The following is an 18833-nucleotide window of genomic DNA, read 5'->3' as shown; positions in this document are numbered from 1 at the left end:
TTACTCCCAGCCCTCAAAGAACTTTGCACCGGCCTGCGCCCGCACGCGCTTGGCCGCATCCGATCCAAGTTCAGCGGCATCGGCGGCAGAACCTTCTGCCGTCACTTCATGCGCCTCGCGACCATCAGGTGTCAGGATAATTCCACGGAAAGAGATTTTGTCGCCGTCAACAATCGCAAGGCCCGCTATCGGCGTGCGGCAGGAACCATCGAGGGTCGCCAGAAATGCGCGTTCACAGGCAAGTGCTACATGCGTGTCACGATGCGCCAGCGGCTTCAGCAATGCATCGATCTTTTCGTCGCCAATACGGCTTTCGATGCCTATAGCGCCCTGCCCGGGTGCAGGAAGAAAAGTTTCAGGGTCCAGAATATCGGTAATCACATCGGCGAGGTCCAGTCGCTTCAATCCGGCACAGGCGAGCAATGTGCCATCCACTTCGCCTTCTTCAAGCTTGCGAAGACGCGTCTGGACATTGCCACGGAACATCACCACTTGAATGTCAGGACGCAGGCGCTTGATCATTGCCTGACGACGCAGCGACGACGAACCCACAACCGCACCCTGCGGCAGATCGAGAAAGCGCTTTGATGTGCGGCCAACAAAAGCATCGCGCGGATCTTCGCGCTCAAGAAATGCAGAAAGATGAAGACCTTCCGGCAGAACAGTCGGCATATCCTTGGTAGAATGGACAGCAAGATCGATGCGACCATCTTTCAGTGCCGATTCAATCTCTTCGGTAAACAGGCCCTTGCCACCAATCTGCGACAAGGAGCGATCCTGAATGCGATCACCAGCAGTGGACATTGGTACGATTTCGATGGCGTCTTCGGTGAAACCATGCGCTTCAATCAGCCGGGAGCGTGTTTCATAGGCCTGAGCGAGAGCAAGCTTGCTGCCCCGAGTGCCGATCTTCAAGCTGCCAATCTTCAAGGATGCTGTTTGCATATCGTGCCGTCCATGATACCGGGTTTCCGGAAAATATTACGTGAAATTATGAGACAGGCAGGGTCTAACCGCAAATGCGCATTCTTGGAATAGAGACAAGTTGCGACGAAACAGCCGCCGCCATCGTTGAACGCGACGATAACGGTAAAGGCCATATTTTGTCCAATGTGGTGCTCAGCCAGATCGCCGAACACGAACCCTATGGCGGCGTGGTGCCAGAGATCGCCGCACGCGCCCATGTCGAAGCGCTTGATCAGCTGGTAGAACGCGCACTCAAAGACGCCAACCTAACTCTCGATGAAGTCGATGCGATTGCCGCAACAGCCGGTCCCGGTCTCATTGGCGGGTTGATTGTCGGTCTGATGACCGCCAAAGCCATGGCCATGGCTGCAAACAAGCCATTCTATGCGGTCAATCATCTGGAAGGCCACGCGCTTACCGCACGATTGACCGACAATCTTCCGTTTCCCTATCTGCTACTCTTGGTTTCCGGTGGCCACACGCAAATGGTTCTCGTGCGTGGTTTGGGTGATTATTCGCGCCTCGGCACGACAATCGATGATGCGCTAGGCGAGGCTTTCGACAAGACGGCCAAATTGCTCGGCCTGCCTTATCCGGGTGGTCCTGCTGTTGAACGCATGGCATTGCAAGGCAACCCCAAGCGTTTTCCATTGCCAAGACCGCTTAAGGGCGAAGCACGGCTCGACTTCTCCTTCTCGGGCCTCAAGACCGCTGTGCGCCAGACCGCAACAGAGCTGGCTCCGCTTTCTGATCGGGACGTGGCCGACATCTGCGCATCTTTTCAGGATGCGGTCGCAGACACTTTGTCGGATCGCGTCAAGCGGTCGCTGGAACGGTTCAAGCAAGAGTTTCCCGACTGCGCAACACCTTCCCTGATCGTTGCAGGCGGTGTCGCCGCCAACAAGACATTACGCGCGTCGCTTGAAGCGCTTTGCAGCAAGTATGGTTTCAGCTTCATAGCGCCTCCGCTCAATCTTTGTACCGACAATGCGGCGATGATCGCCTGGGCAGGTGCGGAACGTGCCGCAACGAAGGGCCCCGATTCGCTCAGTCTCGCACCACGCTCGCGCTGGCCACTTGATGAGAAATCTGCGCCCATGTTTGGCACGGGACGTCGTGGGGCAAAAGCATGAGTGAGCGCGCTAAGATTGCTGTCCTTGGTGGCGGCGCATGGGGAACGGCACTTGCAGCCATGGCAGCCATCAGCCGCCACGATACATGGCTTTATGCCCGTGATACCAAAACGGTTGAACATGTAAACAATGAGCGCCGCAACCCTGCTTATCTGGGCGAGATCGAATTGCCGGAAGGCATTCGCGCCAGCACGGACGCCAAAGCGGTTTTCCAAGATGCCGACATCGTTCTAGTCGTTGTACCGGCACAGGTAATGCGTAAAGGGCTGCAGGAACTAAGCCCCCTTATTCCGCAATCAGCACCCGTCATTCTCTGCGCCAAGGGCATTGAGCGCGAGACCGGGCGCCTTATGTCGGAAGTGGTGGCTGAAGTTCTGCCCAATCACACAATCGGCGCTCTTTCCGGCCCGAGTTTCGCAACCGATGTGGCGCGAGGCCTGCCAACAGCTGTGACTATCGCTTGCGAAGATGCTGCGATTGCAGACCAGCTTGCGGCAACGCTTTCCGGCCCAGCTTTTCGCTGCTACTCCACCACGGATCTCAAGGGCGTTGAAATCGGCGGTGCGCTTAAAAACGTTCTGGCTTTGGCCGCAGGCGCTGCCATCGGGCGCGGCTATGGTGCCAGCGCTCAGGCAGCACTCGTAACCCGCGGCTTTGCCGAATTGCGCCGTGTTGCGCAGGCTATGGGTGCAAAGCCTGAAACCATCATGGGGCTTTCAGGCCTAGGCGATCTGATGCTGACCTGTTCTTCGTCACAATCGCGCAATTATTCATACGGGCTTGCTATCGGTCTCGGTGAAGACCTTACCAATCGCCCACTGGCCGAAGGCGTGGCTACAGCCCCAATCGCTGCCGAACTCTGCAAAAAACATGAGGTCCCTGCCCCAATTATAACAGCGGTTGCAGCGCTTCTTGCTGGAAAAATCACCATCGATGAGGCCGTGACGGCCCTTCTCAACAGACCACTCAAGACCGAGGATTAAAGCATTTGAGCCAAAAGTGCGAAGCGGTTTTGTGTAAGATAATGCTCAAACAAAAAGGTTAGCGAACGATGCTTTTTGCTCTTCTATGCAACGACAAGCCCGACCATCTGCAGGTGCGCCTTGATACGCGCCCGGCCCATCTCGACTATCTCAAGGGCCTTGGCGATGGATTGAAATTCGCAGGCCCCTTCCTTGGTGAAGATGGCAAACCAAATGGCAGCCTCGTTGTCGTTGAAACAGCGGACAAGGCAGAAGCCGAAAAGATCGCCGCCAATGATCCCTATGCGCTGGCAGGCCTGTTTGCCGATGTGGCCGTTCGTCCATGGAATTGGGCCATCAACAATCCCGCAAACGCTTGAAGGTAACATGATGGCTTACTGGCTGTTCAAGTCCGAACCGTTCAAATGGTCATGGGAAATGCAGAAAGCCCGTGGCGAAAAAGGCGAGCAGTGGGACGGCGTGCGCAACTATCTGGCACGTAACAACATGCGCGCCATGAAAATTGGCGACAGAGGTTTCTTCTACCATTCCAACGAAGGTCTGGAAGTGGTGGGCATTGTCGAAATCTGTGCTCTTTCGCATCCTGACAGCACCACCGATGATCCGCGCTGGGACTGTGTGGATATCAAGGCTGTGCGCGATGTGCCGAAGCCCGTCACGCTGAAAGATGTGAAAGCCAATCCAAAGCTCGAGAAGATGGCGCTTGTCACTTCCATGCGCCTTTCGGTTCAACCAGTGACCGAAGACGAATGGATCGAAGTTTGCCGCATGGGTGGGCTGGACGCCAAAGACATCTGATGCATGTCTTTCTCCCAAAACCGGTTTCCACTTTTGGGAGACATGCTTGATGCTTGATCCGGCAAAGAAGGGCGCGCGCGATTTCATACTGGCCAATACTGGTCTGCAAACGCCGCCCCATGTGCCGGAAATCCAGCTCTATCTGGCCGACGAAGCTCACGACCTCTGGCATCGAACCGAGGAAGAACTGGCAACCATCGGCCTGCCGCCTCCCTTCTGGGCTTTTGCCTGGGCGGGCGGTCAGGGCGTTGCCCGCTATATTCTCGACCATCCGCATGCAGTCGCAGGCAAAACCGTACTGGATTTCGCATCCGGCTCAGGTCTTGTTGCCATTGCAGCAATGAAAGTGGGCGCTACAAGGGTTTTGGCTTCAGACATTGATCCTTTTGCGCTTCCAGCCATCGAAATCAATGCAGCAGCAAACAGTGTTGTCATCACACCGGCACTCATCGATTTGATCGATCAGGATCACGGCTGGGACGTGGTGCTTGCGGGCGACGTGTTTTATGACAAACCGCTCGCTGATCGTCTGACCCCATGGTTTTCAAAGCTCTCAGCGCGTGGTGCCCGCATCATCGTCGGTGATCCCGGCCGCGCCTATCTGCCGAAGGAGCGGCTCGAACAGCTTGCCGTCTATACGGTGCCTGTCACGCGTGCGCTTGAGGATGCAGAGGTCAAGCGCACGACGGTCTGGGCGTTTATTTAGCTAAGCAAACCTCTTTGCACCCGCCACGCACAGCACAACCACACCAGCGGTCAACACCATGCCCATGCTCACCGGTTCACCGGCAATGGATGCGGCCAACATCAAACCGAAGAACGGTTGCAGCAACTGAAGCTGTCCGACTGCCGCAGCACCGCCCTGTGCAAGCCCGCGATACCAGAAGAAAAAGCCTATCAGCATCGAAAACAGCGTGACATAGGCAAGCCCGCCCCATGCCATCGCACCGATACCGGACCAAGTTTCAGGACGCGTCAGGATGCTGAGTGGCATCATCACCGGCAGTGAGAAGACCAGCGCCCAGCAGATCACCTGCCAACCACCCAGCCTGCGCGAAAGGCTCGCACCTTCTGCATAACCAAGTCCACAAACAATGATTGCACCGAGCATCAAGACATCGCCGAGCAGTGTGGACTGGCTGCCTTGCCCATAAGCGTAGGATGCAACGATGAGGCCCCCTGCGACGGAAAACAGCCAGAACAGAGGGCGCGGATTTTCACCACCGCGCAACACGGCAAACAGAGCCGTCGACAGTGGCAGCAAACCGATAAAGACAATTGCATGCGCCGATGTCATGTATTGCAGCGCGATACCGGTCAGTAATGGAAAACCAACAACGACACCCAAGGCGACAACGATCAACGACATAACGTCCTTGCGACGTGGTAAAGGCTCGCGAAAGGCTAACAAAAGTATCAGGCCCAGAAGGCCGGCAATCGTCGCTCGCGCCATGGTCAGGAAGGTCGGGTCGATATCGATTACCGCCAGACGCGTTGCAGGCAACGACCCGCTAAAAATGAGAACCCCCAGAAATCCGTTAATCCAACCCGCAGTCTTGTTCATTCTGTCTTTTCGACCTTCTTCGTAATCGTATTGTGCATTTCCCAGCAAAACTGCGTGGCGGTTTGTGTTGGATAATGCGTAAAAACAAACAATTAAAGCAGTTCCGACAATTCCGTTCGAACCGAAACCGCTTTAGATGATTCCGGTACAGTGCCGTGAAGTCGGCCAAATAATCAGAGACAATTACCGGACAATTTTGGTAAACTGTACTGATACAAGGAATAGTACAGATGATTTCGACAGGCCTATTGCGCAGCCTCGAGGCTGTAGAGGCCGCCTATCTCGGCGGACAAAGCGAGCGCGGCGATGAAAAGGCCGCGTCTGAGAAGATGCCGCTTGTCGAAAAGGTCATGACCATCATCCGGGATCGTATTGGGGCCATGAGCCTTGCTCCCGGTGCCCGGCTGCCATCGATACGTCGTCTGGCTGAAACCATGCATGTTTCTAAATCAACTGTTGTAGAAGCCTATGACCGACTGGTCGCTGAAGGCATCATCCAGTCGCGTCGTGGTGCGGGCTTTTATGTTTCCGAGCGTGGGCGCCAGCCCTTTACACTGGCAAGCGCCGCTCCCCATAAGGACCGGCAGATTGATCCTTTCTGGGTCATGCGTCAGTCGCTTGAAGCAGATGACAAGACCTATAAGCCCGGCTGCGGCTGGTTACCGGATGAATGGCTACCGCTCGAAGGCATTCGCCGTGCCATGCGCACCATCGCGCGTGATGAGGACAGCAATCTCGTCGCCTATGGCGAGCCCCTAGGCTTTCGCCCGTTGCGCAATCATCTGGCACGAAAATTATCCGAGCAGGGCATCGATATTTCGGGCGGCGATATATTGCTGACCGATTCCGGCACTCATGCCATCGATCTCATCTGCCGCTTCCTGTTGCAGCCCGGTGATACGGTGCTGGTCGACGATCCTTGTTATTTCAATTTTCAGGCGTCGCTGCTTTCGCATCGCGTCAAACTCATTGGCATTCCTTATACCCATACAGGGCCTGATCTTGAGGCTTTCGCACAGGCAGCCGCCGAGCACGCGCCAAAGCTCTATATTTCCAATGCGGGTCTGCACAATCCAACAGGCGGTACCATGACACCCTCCACGGCACATCGTTTGCTGAAGCTTGCGGAAGTGCACGACATCAAGCTGGTGGAAGACAATATCTTTGGTGATTTTCATTCCTCGCCCACACCGCTTCTGGCTGAACTCGACGGCTTTGATCGTGTGCTGCATATCGGCAGCTTCTCGAAAACGCTCTCGGCTGCAGCGCGCGTCGGCTATATTGCCGCTCGCCGTGACTGGATCGATGGCCTCACAGACCTCAAGCTAGCCACATCCTTTAGCAGCAATGTTTTGTCAGCGCAGATAGTACATGCACTTCTGACCGACGGCACCTACCGTCGCCACATCGACAATCTGCGTGCGAAACTCGCTGACGCGATGACCATGACTGCAAAACGGCTCAAAGCAACCGGACTTGAACTCTGGACAGAACCGCAAGGTGGCGTTTTTCTATGGGCGCAATTGCCCGAAGGTACGGATTCGGGACAGATCGCCCGCTATGCGCTCCAAAAGGGTGTTGTTCTCGCACCAGGCGATGTCTTCAGCCCATCCCGCAGTGCGACACGCTATCTGCGTTTCAATGTTGCACAATCAACTGAACCCTATATCTTTGCCGTTCTGAGCGATGCGATGCGCGAAGCGTCGAGGTGATTGCATTCACCCGCTCACATCGAAAACAACTTCAACCAAAAGCAATGCAGTCAGTTGACCCGTGAAGGATATACTCGCCCCCTGTCTTTGAGGAGAGACATCGGGAGGGATAAACGTGAATACACACCCAACAGGGATGGTGGCCAGTCCACGTCCCGAAGATGAAAAACTATCTGTTGCGGCCAATCTCGCTTATGGCTTCCAGCATGTTCTGACCATGTATGGCGGCATCGTTGCGGTGCCGCTCATTATCGGTCAGGCAGCGGGCCTCAGCCCCAGTGAGATCGGTCTGCTGATTACCGCCTCGCTGTTTGCGGGCGGTGTGGCAACCGTTCTGCAAACCATCGGCATTCCGTTTTTCGGCTGCCAGCTTCCGCTGGTTCAGGGCGTATCATTCGCCGGTGTCGCAACAATGGTCGCCATCGTCACATCTGCCCAAACAGGAGAAGCCGGGCTTCAAGTGGTACTCGGTGCGGTGATGGCTGCATCTCTGATCGGCTTTCTCATTACGCCGATATTCTCGCGCGTCACACGCTTCTTTCCACCGCTTGTCACCGGCATTGTGATTACAACCATCGGCCTCACATTGATGCCGGTTGCCGCACGCTGGGCAATGGGTGGGAACAGCAAAGCGCCAGACTTCGGCAGCATGGGCAATATCGGCCTTGCCGGGCTTACGCTTCTGATCGTGCTGCTGTTAAGCAAGATCGGCAATGCCACGATTTCACGCCTTTCAATCCTGCTCGCCATGGTTATTGGTACGGGCATTGCTTGGGCGCTCGGCATGACCGATTTTTCCCGTGTATCTGAAGGGCCCGTGATGGCACTGCCTGAGATCTTCCACTTTGGATGGCCGATTTTCAGCATTGCTGCGACACTGTCGATGTTCATCGTCATCATCGTTACGCTGGTGGAAACATCTGCCGATATTCTGGCGGTAGGCGATATTCTGGAAACCAAGGTCGATTCGCGCCGTCTGGGCGATGGTCTGCGTGCCGATATGGCATCAAGCATTCTTGCACCTGTGGTCGGCTCGTTCACACAAAGTGCTTTCGCACAGAATGTTGGCCTTGTGGCCGTAACCGGTGTGAAAAGTCGTTATGTGGTGGCAACGGGTGGTCTCATTCTGATCACGCTGGGTCTTCTGCCTGTGATGGGACGCCTGATTGCCTGTGTGCCGCCTGCGGTGCTGGGTGGTGCCGGTATCGTGCTGTTTGGTACAGTCGCTGCAAGCGGCATCCGTACGCTTTCAAAGGTCGATTATCAGAACAACATCAATCTGATCATTGTGGCGACCTCCATCGGTTTCGGAATGATCCCGATTGCAGCGCCGGAATTCTACCATCAGTTCCCGGCTTGGTTTGAAACCATTTTCCATTCAGGTATCAGCTCCGCCGCTTTGATGGCAATCGCACTCAACCTGATGTTCAACGAATTCAAAGGCGGCAATTCAGACCAGATGTCAGTTTTTGCTGAAGGCACCGAACGCATCATTCGCCACCATCAAATCGCAGAGCTGCATGACGGCGATTACATCCTCAATGGTAAGCTCTACGATGCCGAGGGCAATGAAGTGAAGATCGTGCCTGCGGCGGCGCACTAAAGCATTTGTGCCAAAAGTGCGAAGCGGGTTTGCGTTGATAATGCATAAGATAAAAATTAGAGCGCATCGCGCTCTAATCAGCGCAGGACGCGGATAACAGTTCTGTTGGTCAAATGCGGCAAGAGGCGCGCCATGTCGGCGCGCTTCAATGCTATACAGCCTTCAGTCGGGCTGAAGCCTGAACGACTGAGATGGAAGAAAATCGCGCTGCCGCAGCCACGCCTGCGCGGGTTGATGTTCCAGTCCATGACAATACAGACATCATAGACATCGTCATTGCGCCACATCTTCTCATGACTTGCCTTGAAGGGCAGATTGACGGGACGATTATAATTGGCGTCATTTGGCGCATCGCACCAGCCATCCAGTTTGCGGACACGTCTCAAGGGCAGACGGGATGAAGGCAGCTGCCCTGCATCCCCGCGTCGATAGCCGTAAAGCAATCGCATGGACGAAAGCGGCGTTGCGCCGTCGCCCTCGCGCTTAAAAGCACTGATTCCCCCCTTGCCAAGCGCACATTCGAGCACCAAATTGCCAGCAGCAAGCAGGCCGCGCGTCTTATGGCCGGGCTTTGCCCGTACGTCGATGATGCCAATTCCGCGGCTTTTTTGATTTCTGGTCAAGCCTGCCTCCTCAAATGCTGACTGCTTGAAAACTTTTGGTGCTATACCCGAAAAGCTCTCGCGTTTTTTCACGGCTTCAACTTATCGCCATTAAATGTCATAAAACACGAACAACTATTTGAATCAAAGAGTAACGAGGACAGGCATGACAGGTCGTACAATACTGGTTGTGGACGATGACGAAGATCTCCGCTCCATCCTCGTCGAACAGCTGGAGCTGTGCGAAGAGTTCCAGATCGTTCAGGAAGACAACGCCACAAAAGGCATCCAGACCGCTCGCAATGGCGTCGTCGATTTGCTGATCATGGATGTCGGTCTGCCGGATATGGACGGTCGCGAAGCGGTAAAGCTTCTGCGCAAAGGCGGCTTCAAGGCCCCGATCATCATGTTGACGGGTCACGATACGGAATCGGACACGATCCTCGGCCTTGAATCGGGCGCGAATGATTATGTCACCAAGCCTTTCAAGTTTGCTGTACTCCTTGCTCGTATCCGTGCGCAGTTGCGCCAGCACGAGCAGAGCGAAGACGCGACTTTCATCGTCGGACCTTACACCTTCAAGCCGGGCCAGAAGCTGCTTCTCGATGAGAAGGGTAGCAAGATCCGCCTGACTGAAAAGGAAGCGGCGATCATCAAGTATCTCTATCGTGCAGGTGACAAGGTTATCGGCCGCGATGTGCTGCTTGAGGAAGTGTGGGGCTATAATTCCGGTGTCACGACCCACACACTGGAAACCCATGTCTACCGCCTGCGCCAGAAAATCGAGAAGGATCCGTCAAATGCGTCGCTTCTGGTTACAGAAAGCGGGGGATACAAACTTGTCCCATGATGGACAGCGCCTGATGCGGGTGTATTGACAAGCTATGGCGCTCGATGACGATATTCGCATTCTCGGCTCAGTAGGCCTGTTCGAGTCATTCACTCCCGAACAGTTGCGTCTGCTCGCCTTTGGAGCAGAACGACTGGTGCTGCGCGCTGGTCGTGAGCTCTTCCGCGAAGGCCAAAGCGCTGACTGCGGCTATATCGTCGTATCTGGCAACATCACCTTGTTTCACGATGCAGACGAAGGGCGGATCACGATCCGCCCCGTCGGCCCCGGCGCGATGCTGGGCGAAATGGCGCTGATTGCGCAAACCACACGCCTTACCGGTGCCATGGCTGAAGAGGAGACGGAAGTTATCCGCATCAGCCGCGCCATTTTCCGGCGCATTCTGGAAGAATATCCGGAAGCTGCAGCCTCGCTGCATGCACATATCAGCCAAAATCTGCTGCAATTGATCAGCGATATTGAAAAAGTGGGCCCGCGCCTTGGCAGCGACGACTAAAGCGCGGCGCGCTTTAAGTCTTTATTTATACGCATGTTTTTATCCCGAAAGTGGGAACCGGTTTTGCGTGAGGATAATGCGTAGAAACAACAGTTAGAGCGGTTCCAACGATTCAGTCTTAACCGGAACCGCTCAAATTATAACTGTAGCTCCCGCTCGATGCCGATGGCGTCAAGGAAGGCCTGATCGTGGCTCACCAACAGCAACCCGCCCTCATAGTCATTCAAGGCCGCTTCCAGCGCTTCTGTGGAATCGAGATCAAGGTGGTTGGTCGGTTCATCGAGAATCAACAGTTCAGGTTTGAGCGTACCGCCCAGAACACAAGCAAGAGCTGCGCGTAGCAATTCGCCACCGCTTAAGCCTCCTGCAAGACGCGATACACTTTCACCACGAAACGAAAACCGCGCAAGTGCTGCATGGGCATCATTATCGCTGGCCCCTTTGTTTATTCGTCGGAAATTCTCATAAAGCGTCGCATCGCGATCTATCAGGCTCATCTGCTGATCAAACATCGCAATGCGCACAAAGCGCCGGATCTCCCCCGCAATGGGTTGCAAATCCCCGGTAATCAAACGTAGCAACGAAGTTTTGCCTGCACCATTTGCGCCACGAATGACGATACGCTCCGGTCCGACAATCTTGAGCGAGAAATCATGAATGACCGGGTGTTCCCGCACCGGCCCGCCAAAAACGTTCTGCATTTCCAGAACCACACGCCCGGAGGGTGAAAGCGATGCCTCGATGTCAAAACGCATGGGCTTGACGCGTTCGGCCTTTGCTTCCGCTTCGCGCAACTGGTTTTGAGCACGATCTGCATTGCGTTCAGCAAGCACATCGCCGCGGCCGCCGGTTTTCTGTGCACGATCCTCTCGGGCATCAAGCAGCAACTTGCTCATACCTGCATCAGCACGCGACTTGCGCCCTCGTGCATCGCTCTTCGCCTGCCGTTCTGCAGCTTCCTGCGCCTTGAGCCTGACCTGCTTTAAATCGCGCTGAGCAACCTCCAGATCGCGAGCAGCCCCTTCCCGTTCCTGGTCCTTGCGTGCGTAATAAAAATCCCAATTGCCTCCATAGAGCGTTAGAGCACCTTGCGAAAGCTCAGCTATTGTATGCATGGTCCGCAACAATTCACGATCATGACTGACGACGACTGCAGCGCCCTGCCACTTTGCAAGCATGTCGGCTACCGCCTGACGCCCATCACGATCAAGATTATTGGTCGGTTCATCCAGCAATATGAGATCGGGTTCTTGAAACAAAAGGGCTGCAAGTGCTGCGCGCGTCTGCTGCCCACCGCTTAATTCGGAGAGCGAGGTTTGCGGTTCAAGCGATAGCCCGAACATCTGCAAAGCTTCATCAAAGCGATGCGACAACAACCAGTCTGCCTGTTCGAAATCCGTATCCGTGCCCGCGCCCGCTTCAATACGCGCTAGCCTATCAAAAGCATCGCACGCACCAAACAGATCGGCCAGCGTACGCTCGCCATTGCTGCCGATATTTTGAGCGAGCACGCCAATCCTGCCGCTTCGAGTAACAGTTCCGCTTGTGGACTTCAAATCACCGCTCATGATTTTCAGAAGCGTGGATTTACCGATACCATTGCGCCCGACAAGGCCGATGCGGCCTTCGGTGACGCTGAAATTAATACCGGAAAAAAGACTACGGCCATCAGCCGTGACGCAGGAAACATCCTGAAGAGTAAGAAGAGAAGACATCGCAAGCCCTGTAAAAACTGATAAATCTGATCGTTTGAAAAAGTGCTGTATGATCCATTGCTCTTTTGTCCTTTTCTGAACTTCATTTTTCTCGAATAGTTTTTTAGAGCGCGATGACGCGCTGAATACCTATCGTATCAAGAAATGCCTGATCATGGCTGACCACCAGAAGCGCGCCATCGAAAGCGTTGAGTGCAGTTTCCATCGTTTCGATAGACGCAATATCGAGATGGTTGGTTGGCTCGTCCAGTATGAGCAACTGTGGCGGCTCTGTTCCCCCAAGTGTTACTGCAAGCCCGGCCCTCAGCAACTCGCCACCGCTTAACTCTTTAGCCAAACGAAGGGCCACATCTCCTCGAAAAGCAAATCGCGCCAAAGCCGCACGAGCATCATTATCATTGCAGCTTGGATTGAGGTTGCGATAGTTCCAGAACAGGCTTTTCGTCCGGTCGAGAAGCTTAAGCTGCTGATCGAGAAAGATGATATGCGCGTTTCTTTCAATCTCGCCCTCCAGAGGCCTTAGCTCGCCTGCGATCAACCGCAACAATGAGGTCTTACCGGCCCCGTTACGCCCTGTAACTGCGATCCGTTCTGGCCCTATAATTGTCAGCGAAAGCTTCTGGATAACCGGGAAATCCGGTGCCGGACCTCCCGTCAGCTTTTCAAGTTTCAGCAGTACCTTGCTCGCAGGCACTTCGGCTGACTTTATCTCAAAACCAAACGGGGTCAGCCGCTCAATCTGTTCCTCAGCAGCCTGAACAGATTGTTTCGCCTTATCAAGCTGGCGCGATGAGATCGTGCTTGCATCCATATTCCGCGCACCAGCAGCGCGGTTCTTCAAGGCGTGGATTGCGCCCCGATCCGCGCCACTCTTCAATCCTTGAGCAACGGAGCGGACAGATCCATGCACACGCGTTTGAAGTTTGCGCTGCGCTTCTTTTTCAATCTGCTTTTCTTGGTGCTGGGCAAAATTCAGGTCGCGTTTCACAACCTCTAGCTCCGCGGCTTTCCGGGCCGCGTAAAAGTCCCAGTTTCCGCCGTAAAAATTCATTCCCAACGACGTCAGTTCTGCTATCCGATCCATCTCGCGCAGCAATTCGCGATCATGGCTAACCACAACAGCGCCGCCACGCCAACCGCGCAGCAGACCAATCACGGCGTGCCGTCCGTCACGATCAAGATTGTTTGTCGGTTCATCCAGCAAAATCAGATCAGGGCTCTGAAATATCAAAGCTGCCAGTGCCGCACGTGTTTGTTGCCCGCCACTCAACGCAGCAAGTCTTGTTTCAGGAATTATATCCGGCAGACCTAACTGTTTCAGTGCGCGGTGAAAACGTTGCGGAAGCAACCAATCCGCGGTGCTGATATCATCATCGCTGGCAACGCCCGCCTCTATGCGGGCAAGTATATCAAACTCATCGCGCACGCAGAAGAGATCGACCAGCGTATCTGCAAGTCCAGACGAGATGTCTTGTCGAAGAACACCAATCGTGCAATTCGCACTTACAGAGCCGCTCATTGGCGGCACGGCACCGCTAATTATATGCAGAAGCGTAGACTTGCCGACACCGTTGCGTCCGACAAGACCAATACGCTCTGCATCAATGCTGAGATCGATGGATTGAAAAAGAAGACGACCGTCAGTCGTTGCGCAGGAAATATCGTGAATTGTGAATAGAGCCATCATGACGAACCATAGAAACATTGAAGACACTGGTTATGAGAAACAGTGCGTTCTGGTTCATCGATTTGAGCTCCTATTAAAGCATTTATAGAAAAAGTGCGAAGCGGTTTTGCATAGGATAATGCGAAAGAAAATAGATAGAGCGGTTCCAACGACTAAGTCTTAACTTGAACCGCTCTGATATTCGTTCGCTGCCTTAATAATAGGTATATGCGGCCAAACATTGTTCACTAGCGTCAGATAACAGAGCCGTTGCTCTGTAATAACTTATTACCATTGATCTTAATCCAGATCAAATGTCGCGATGACAGGCACGTGGTCCGAAGGACGCTCCCAGCCGCGCGCCTCACGCAGAATTTGCAGCTCCTTCATATGAGCTTCGAGATCAGCAGAGCCCCAGATGTGGTCAAGTCTGCGACCACGGTCAGCGGCGTCCCAATCCTTGGCGCGATAACTCCACCATGTATAAATCTTCTGGTCTGCTGGAATGACCTGACGCATCAGATCGCTCCAGCCACCCTTCACACGCAGATCTTCCAGCGTTGTGGTCTCAATCGGTGTGTGGCTGACGATCTTGAGAAGCTGTTTGTGCGACCAGACATCGTTTTCGAGTGGCGCGATATTGAGATCGCCCACCAGGATCGACGAATTTCCGTCCTGCCTGTCTGCCACAATCGCTCGCATTTCCTCAAGAAAACCGAGCTTATGCGCAAATTTTGGATTAATTACCGGGTCCGGCTCATCACCGCCCGCAGGCACGTAGAAATTATGGATACGCAGCTTTTTGTCGCCGGCTGAAACAACCGCGCTGAGATGGCGACAGTCGCCCATTTCGCAAAAACCGATCTTCTCGACATCGCTCAGCGGGCGCTTGGAAATAGTTGCAACGCCATGATAGCCCTTCTGACCACTGATCGCGATATGCTCATAACCAAGCGCACGAAAACCCTTGGAAGGGAATTGATCGTCCGGGCATTTGGTTTCCTGCAGACACAGAACATCAGGCTGATAATCGCTCAAGAACTGCTCGACCAGCGGCATGCGCAGGCGAACGGAATTGATGTTCCAGGTAGCAACAGAAAAGGTCATGGGAAAAAGACTCGCGGTCATCAAAAGATGGTCGCGAACCTAACCATTTATCCAAAAAATGCAAACATCAGGCAGCAACTAAAGCGCATCCCGAAAAGTGTGAAACGGTTTTCGGATAAGATGCGCGCAAAAACAGGCAGTTAGAGCGAATCCAACGATTCAATTTTAACTGGAACCGCTCTAAGCTGACTATTACTGACCTTTTCGTTTCATCGCGATGCGCTGATAGTCGATCTTGAACATATCATCGGTGAAACGTACACCCGTACGCAGATTGAAGATCATCACCGTCGTATCAAGCCCCTGCGCATCGGTAATGGTCCACTGCTTGAGCTCGTAGGTCTTTGGCTCGAACATCAGCGTGATCTTGGAGCTGCCGAAAACTTTTTTGTCGCCTATAACCAGTGTAGTCATATCCGGGTCTTGCTTGACGCTCTGAAGGCGACCGCCACCAAGATCGATCTTGTCAGAAAGAAGCAGTTTTAGCGGCGTTGTGCCAAGCGCATACATATCCCAAGTGTCGAGCTTGCGATTGTTGATGACAACCTGATTGCCATCCGAAATTACCCGCACTGGCGAGTTGTTGTAATTGAAACGGATTTTGCCCGGACGCTCGATATAGAAAGTGCCGCCGGTCTGGTCGCCTTTGGGACCAAACTGCACGAACTCACCAGTCATTGTACGAACCGACGAAAAATGATCCGCAATCTGCTGAGCTGCGGCGGCGTTTCCCGCACCTTGCGCCTGCGCTGCAGCTGGCACAAACGCTGGCACAGCTGCACCAAGAACCAATGCTCCCAATCCGAGGAAGGCTGCGAAACGGCTGGCTTTCGCAAATACGGAAATTCGGGAGAACATCATCAGCAAACTCTCTGTTTTCATCATCTTCTTAAAATAATCCGGCAGTTAGGCACCAGTGTGGCAACTGATAAGCCGAAATACCTCGGCCTTAGTAGTCGTCTTCCGTTGGCACCAGTATCTCGCGCTTGCCTGCGTGATTGGCAGGCCCCACAATGCCTTCTTCCTCCATCCGTTCGATGATCGAAGCCGCACGGTTATAGCCAATGCCGAGGCGACGCTGGATATAGGAAGTCGAAGCCTTCTTATCGCGCAATACGACTGCAACTGCCTGATCATATGGATCGTCGGAATTTTCAAGGTTCGACGTTCCAGCCGGACCACCGCCTTCATCTTCATCGTCATCTTCGGTGATAGCATCGAGATATTCCGGCACGCCCTGAAGCTTGAGGTGCTGGACAACGCGTTCAACTTCATCGTCGCCGACAAATGGGCCATGCACACGCTGAATGCGTCCGCCGCCTGCCATGAACAGCATATCGCCCTGACCAAGCAATTGCTCGGCACCCTGCTCACCAAGAATCGTACGGCTGTCGATCTTGGACGTCACCTGGAAGGAAATTCGGGTCGGGAAGTTTGCCTTGATCGTACCGGTGATAACGTCGACCGACGGACGCTGTGTTGCCATGATGACGTGAATACCAGCCGCACGCGCCATCTGTGCAAGACGCTGCACCGTACCTTCGATGTCCTTGCCTGCAACCATCATCAAGTCAGCCATTTCGTCGATAATCACGACGATATACGGCATTGGTTCGAGATCGAGCTGTTCGGTTTCGTAGATCGCTTCGCCTGTATTGCGGTCAAAACCGGTCTGCACCGTGCGGGCGATCTGCTCGCCCTTCTTCTGCGCCTGACCGACACGCTGGTTGAAGCCGTCAATATTACGGACGCCGACTTTGGACATCTTGCGATAGCGGTCTTCCATTTCGCGCACGGTCCATTTGAGCGCGACAACGGCCTTTTTCGGATCGGTCACGACCGGGGTCAAGAGATGCGGAATACCATCATAGATGGAGAGTTCCAGCATCTTCGGATCGATCATGATCAGACGGCATTCCTGCGGCGTCATACGATAGAGCAGCGACAGGATCATAGTGTTGATCGCGACCGATTTGCCGGAACCCGTCGTGCCGGCCACCAGCAAGTGCGGCATCTTGGCAATATCGGCAATCACCGGCTCGCCATTGATGGTCTTACCGAGCGCAAGTGCCAGCTTGGATTTGGATTGCTCAAAGTCGCGGCTTGCCAGCATCTCGCGCAGATAAACCATTTCACGCTTCTGGTTCGGCAACTCGATGCCTATGACATTGCGACCCGGGACAACAGCGACGCGGGCAGCAATCGCGCTCATCGAGCGAGCGATATCATCAGCCAGGCCAATCACGCGGGACGATTTGATACCGGGTGCCGGTTCAAGTTCATAAAGCGTAACAACAGGCCCCGGTTTCACATTGATGATCTCGCCGCGCACGCCAAAATCTTCCAGCACACCTTCAAGCAGACGCGCATTCTGTTCGAGCGCATCCTTGGAAAGCGATGCATCGCGCTGAACCAATTTGGGTTCAGCCAGATAGTGCAGGGACGGCATTTCAAACGCGCCGCCTTCCTTCAGAAATGAGGGCTGTGCTTCGCGCTGAATACGCGCACCGCTCTTTGGTGCAGGCGCACGTTCGCCAACACGCGCCTTGGAGCGTTGTGGCGGCGTATCATGCCATTCTTCACCTGCAAGCGGGGCAGCTTCCATGCCGCCATCAAAGTCGTCATCGGTATCGAATGGTGGTTGCTCGGAAGAAGCGCCGCCAAAGCCCGGCTCGCGACGTGCACTGTTTCGGGTTTCAGCGGTGCGGCGTACGCTGCGCATATCACCATATTCGTCTTCACGCGGCTTACGACGGTTGAGGCCAGTGAGTCGCTTGAAAGTCGCGGATACACTGAGCACCGTATGTGTCAGAGCACCAACATACTGCGACAGACCGCCTGAAGAGCTTTCATCCTCGTCATCGTCATTATCTGCAAAATCATCTTCAACAGGTGCGCCGTGCGAAGCCCGTGTGTTGAGCAGTGCCTCACGACGCCCCACAATTCCACTTGCAAACAGGCAAAGCCACAAAGCAGGCAAAGCAAGCACCAGCGCGATTCCCGATGCGATGGCACCTTGCGGGAATGCACCGAGAAACAACCCAGGCAGACGCAACATCATATCACCAAACACGCCGCCAAGACCAATAGGCATTGGCCAACTTTCCGGCACGGCAAAGCAGCTCGCGATGGCTGCAAACAGCAAAGCAGCACCCATCCATGCAAAGCTGCGCTTCACAACCCGGCTTATACCGCCGCGCGTCATGAGCAGCAGCGACCAGATGACCAGAGGAAGCAAAACCGGAACACTCGCAAGGCCGAAGAACTGCATTGCGAGATCGGAAAATACGGCACCGGGATAGCCAAGCGCGTTGGTTACGGGATTATCCGTGGCATGACTAAGACTGGGGTCAGCAACATTCCATGTCGCAAGCGCACCCACAGCCGCAGCGGTCAGCGAGAGCAACCCCAGCCCAAAGAGGATATAGAACTGCCTGCGGAAGATGTTGGCCAGTTTCAGCCTGTCTTCCGAAATCCGCTCGTCACGCAGCGGGTATGAGGGCGAATATCCTTGCCGCATAAAGCCTGTCCCGAACCATGTTTTATTGCCGTCTGGTTGTTAAGCCTCGGGCGCAATGAATCGGGGCGATCCTAACGGGGCGATGGTTAATTCCCCATTAACCATGCAGGCTTCCACA

17 protein-coding genes are annotated in these 18833 nt (G+C 54.3%); 9 read left to right on the top strand and 8 right to left on the bottom strand.

The window, feature by feature from the left end:
* Complete coding sequence (gene hemC, locus QBD00_RS06435; RefSeq protein ID WP_318578945.1) at window positions 1–945, bottom strand: hydroxymethylbilane synthase; 945 nt, start codon at window positions 943–945, stop codon at window positions 1–3.
* A 74-nt stretch (window positions 946–1019) separates the two neighbouring features.
* Between hemC and tsaD the strand changes: the two genes are divergently transcribed.
* The 5 genes from tsaD to QBD00_RS06410 all read left to right on the top strand — a co-directional run bounded on the left by tsaD (window position 1020) and on the right by QBD00_RS06410 (window position 4586).
* Entirely contained in the window at window positions 1020–2099 is a 1080-nt protein-coding gene (tsaD, locus tag QBD00_RS06430; RefSeq protein ID WP_151092420.1) for a tRNA (adenosine(37)-N6)-threonylcarbamoyltransferase complex transferase subunit TsaD, read from the top strand.
* Window positions 2096–3082, top strand: a complete 987-nt coding sequence (locus QBD00_RS06425; RefSeq protein ID WP_318578944.1) for an NAD(P)H-dependent glycerol-3-phosphate dehydrogenase — start codon at window positions 2096–2098, stop codon at window positions 3080–3082. The genes tsaD and QBD00_RS06425 overlap by 4 nt, the downstream gene beginning before the upstream one ends.
* Window positions 3083–3150: 68 nt before the next feature.
* On the top strand, window positions 3151–3441 hold the full coding sequence (locus QBD00_RS06420) for a YciI-like protein (protein WP_095447591.1): 291 nt from the start codon (window positions 3151–3153) through the stop codon (window positions 3439–3441).
* 10 nt (window positions 3442–3451) lie between these two features.
* Entirely contained in the window at window positions 3452–3880 is a 429-nt protein-coding gene (locus QBD00_RS06415) for an EVE domain-containing protein (protein WP_095448001.1), read from the top strand.
* A gap of 49 nt (window positions 3881–3929) precedes the next feature.
* Window positions 3930–4586, top strand: a complete 657-nt coding sequence (locus QBD00_RS06410) for a methyltransferase (RefSeq protein WP_318578943.1) — start codon at window positions 3930–3932, stop codon at window positions 4584–4586.
* On the opposite strand, the gene QBD00_RS06405 is transcribed toward QBD00_RS06410, so the two are convergent.
* Entirely contained in the window at window positions 4587–5444 is an 858-nt protein-coding gene (locus QBD00_RS06405) for a DMT family transporter (RefSeq protein ID WP_095447593.1), read from the bottom strand.
* A 230-nt stretch (window positions 5445–5674) separates the two neighbouring features.
* On the opposite strand from QBD00_RS06405, the gene QBD00_RS06400 reads away from it, so the two are divergent.
* A complete protein-coding gene (locus QBD00_RS06400; RefSeq protein ID WP_318578942.1) occupies window positions 5675–7156 on the top strand; it encodes a PLP-dependent aminotransferase family protein in 1482 nt (493 codons plus the stop codon).
* A 136-nt stretch (window positions 7157–7292) separates the two neighbouring features.
* Complete coding sequence (locus QBD00_RS06395) at window positions 7293–8759, top strand: nucleobase:cation symporter-2 family protein (RefSeq protein ID WP_318578992.1); 1467 nt, start codon at window positions 7293–7295, stop codon at window positions 8757–8759.
* Between the two features lie 77 nt (window positions 8760–8836).
* On the opposite strand, the gene QBD00_RS06390 is transcribed toward QBD00_RS06395, so the two are convergent.
* Window positions 8837–9382 carry a L,D-transpeptidase gene (locus QBD00_RS06390; protein WP_318578941.1) on the bottom strand — a complete coding sequence of 182 codons (546 nt, stop codon included), beginning with the start codon at window positions 9380–9382 and terminating at the stop codon, window positions 8837–8839.
* Window positions 9383–9527: 145 nt separating this feature from the next.
* Here QBD00_RS06390 and QBD00_RS06385 point away from each other — a divergent pair, with 145 nt between their 5' ends.
* Together QBD00_RS06385 and QBD00_RS06380 are read left to right on the top strand one after the other, a co-directional pair.
* On the top strand, window positions 9528–10211 hold the full coding sequence (locus QBD00_RS06385) for a response regulator transcription factor (RefSeq protein ID WP_095447596.1): 684 nt from the start codon (window positions 9528–9530) through the stop codon (window positions 10209–10211).
* 34 nt (window positions 10212–10245) lie between these two features.
* On the top strand, window positions 10246–10707 hold the full coding sequence (locus QBD00_RS06380) for a cyclic nucleotide-binding domain-containing protein (protein WP_095447597.1): 462 nt from the start codon (window positions 10246–10248) through the stop codon (window positions 10705–10707).
* Between the two features lie 137 nt (window positions 10708–10844).
* On the opposite strand, the gene QBD00_RS06375 is transcribed toward QBD00_RS06380, so the two are convergent.
* The 5 genes from QBD00_RS06375 to QBD00_RS06355 form a co-directional block, all read right to left on the bottom strand.
* On the bottom strand, window positions 10845–12422 hold the full coding sequence (locus tag QBD00_RS06375) for an ABC-F family ATP-binding cassette domain-containing protein (protein WP_318578940.1): 1578 nt from the start codon (window positions 12420–12422) through the stop codon (window positions 10845–10847).
* A gap of 103 nt (window positions 12423–12525) precedes the next feature.
* Complete coding sequence (locus QBD00_RS06370; RefSeq protein WP_318578939.1) at window positions 12526–14109, bottom strand: ABC-F family ATP-binding cassette domain-containing protein; 1584 nt, start codon at window positions 14107–14109, stop codon at window positions 12526–12528.
* Between the two features lie 279 nt (window positions 14110–14388).
* Entirely contained in the window at window positions 14389–15195 is an 807-nt protein-coding gene (gene xth / locus QBD00_RS06365; RefSeq protein WP_095448004.1) for an exodeoxyribonuclease III, read from the bottom strand.
* A 192-nt stretch (window positions 15196–15387) separates the two neighbouring features.
* The gene (locus QBD00_RS06360) at window positions 15388–16056 is read right to left on the bottom strand and encodes an outer membrane lipoprotein carrier protein LolA (protein WP_191793336.1); all 669 of its coding nucleotides are present in this window, start codon (window positions 16054–16056) and stop codon (window positions 15388–15390) included.
* A gap of 88 nt (window positions 16057–16144) precedes the next feature.
* On the bottom strand, window positions 16145–18715 hold the full coding sequence (locus QBD00_RS06355) for a DNA translocase FtsK (RefSeq protein ID WP_318578938.1): 2571 nt from the start codon (window positions 18713–18715) through the stop codon (window positions 16145–16147).
* Window positions 18716–18833: the final 118 nt, after the last annotated feature.

Origin of the sequence: Ochrobactrum sp. AN78 (assembly GCF_029909885.1) — a bacterium.
Lineage (GTDB): Bacteria > Pseudomonadota > Alphaproteobacteria > Rhizobiales > Rhizobiaceae > Brucella > Brucella quorumnocens.
The sequence above is the reverse complement of the archived record's forward strand: the minus strand, read 5'-3'. Positions and strand labels throughout refer to the sequence as shown.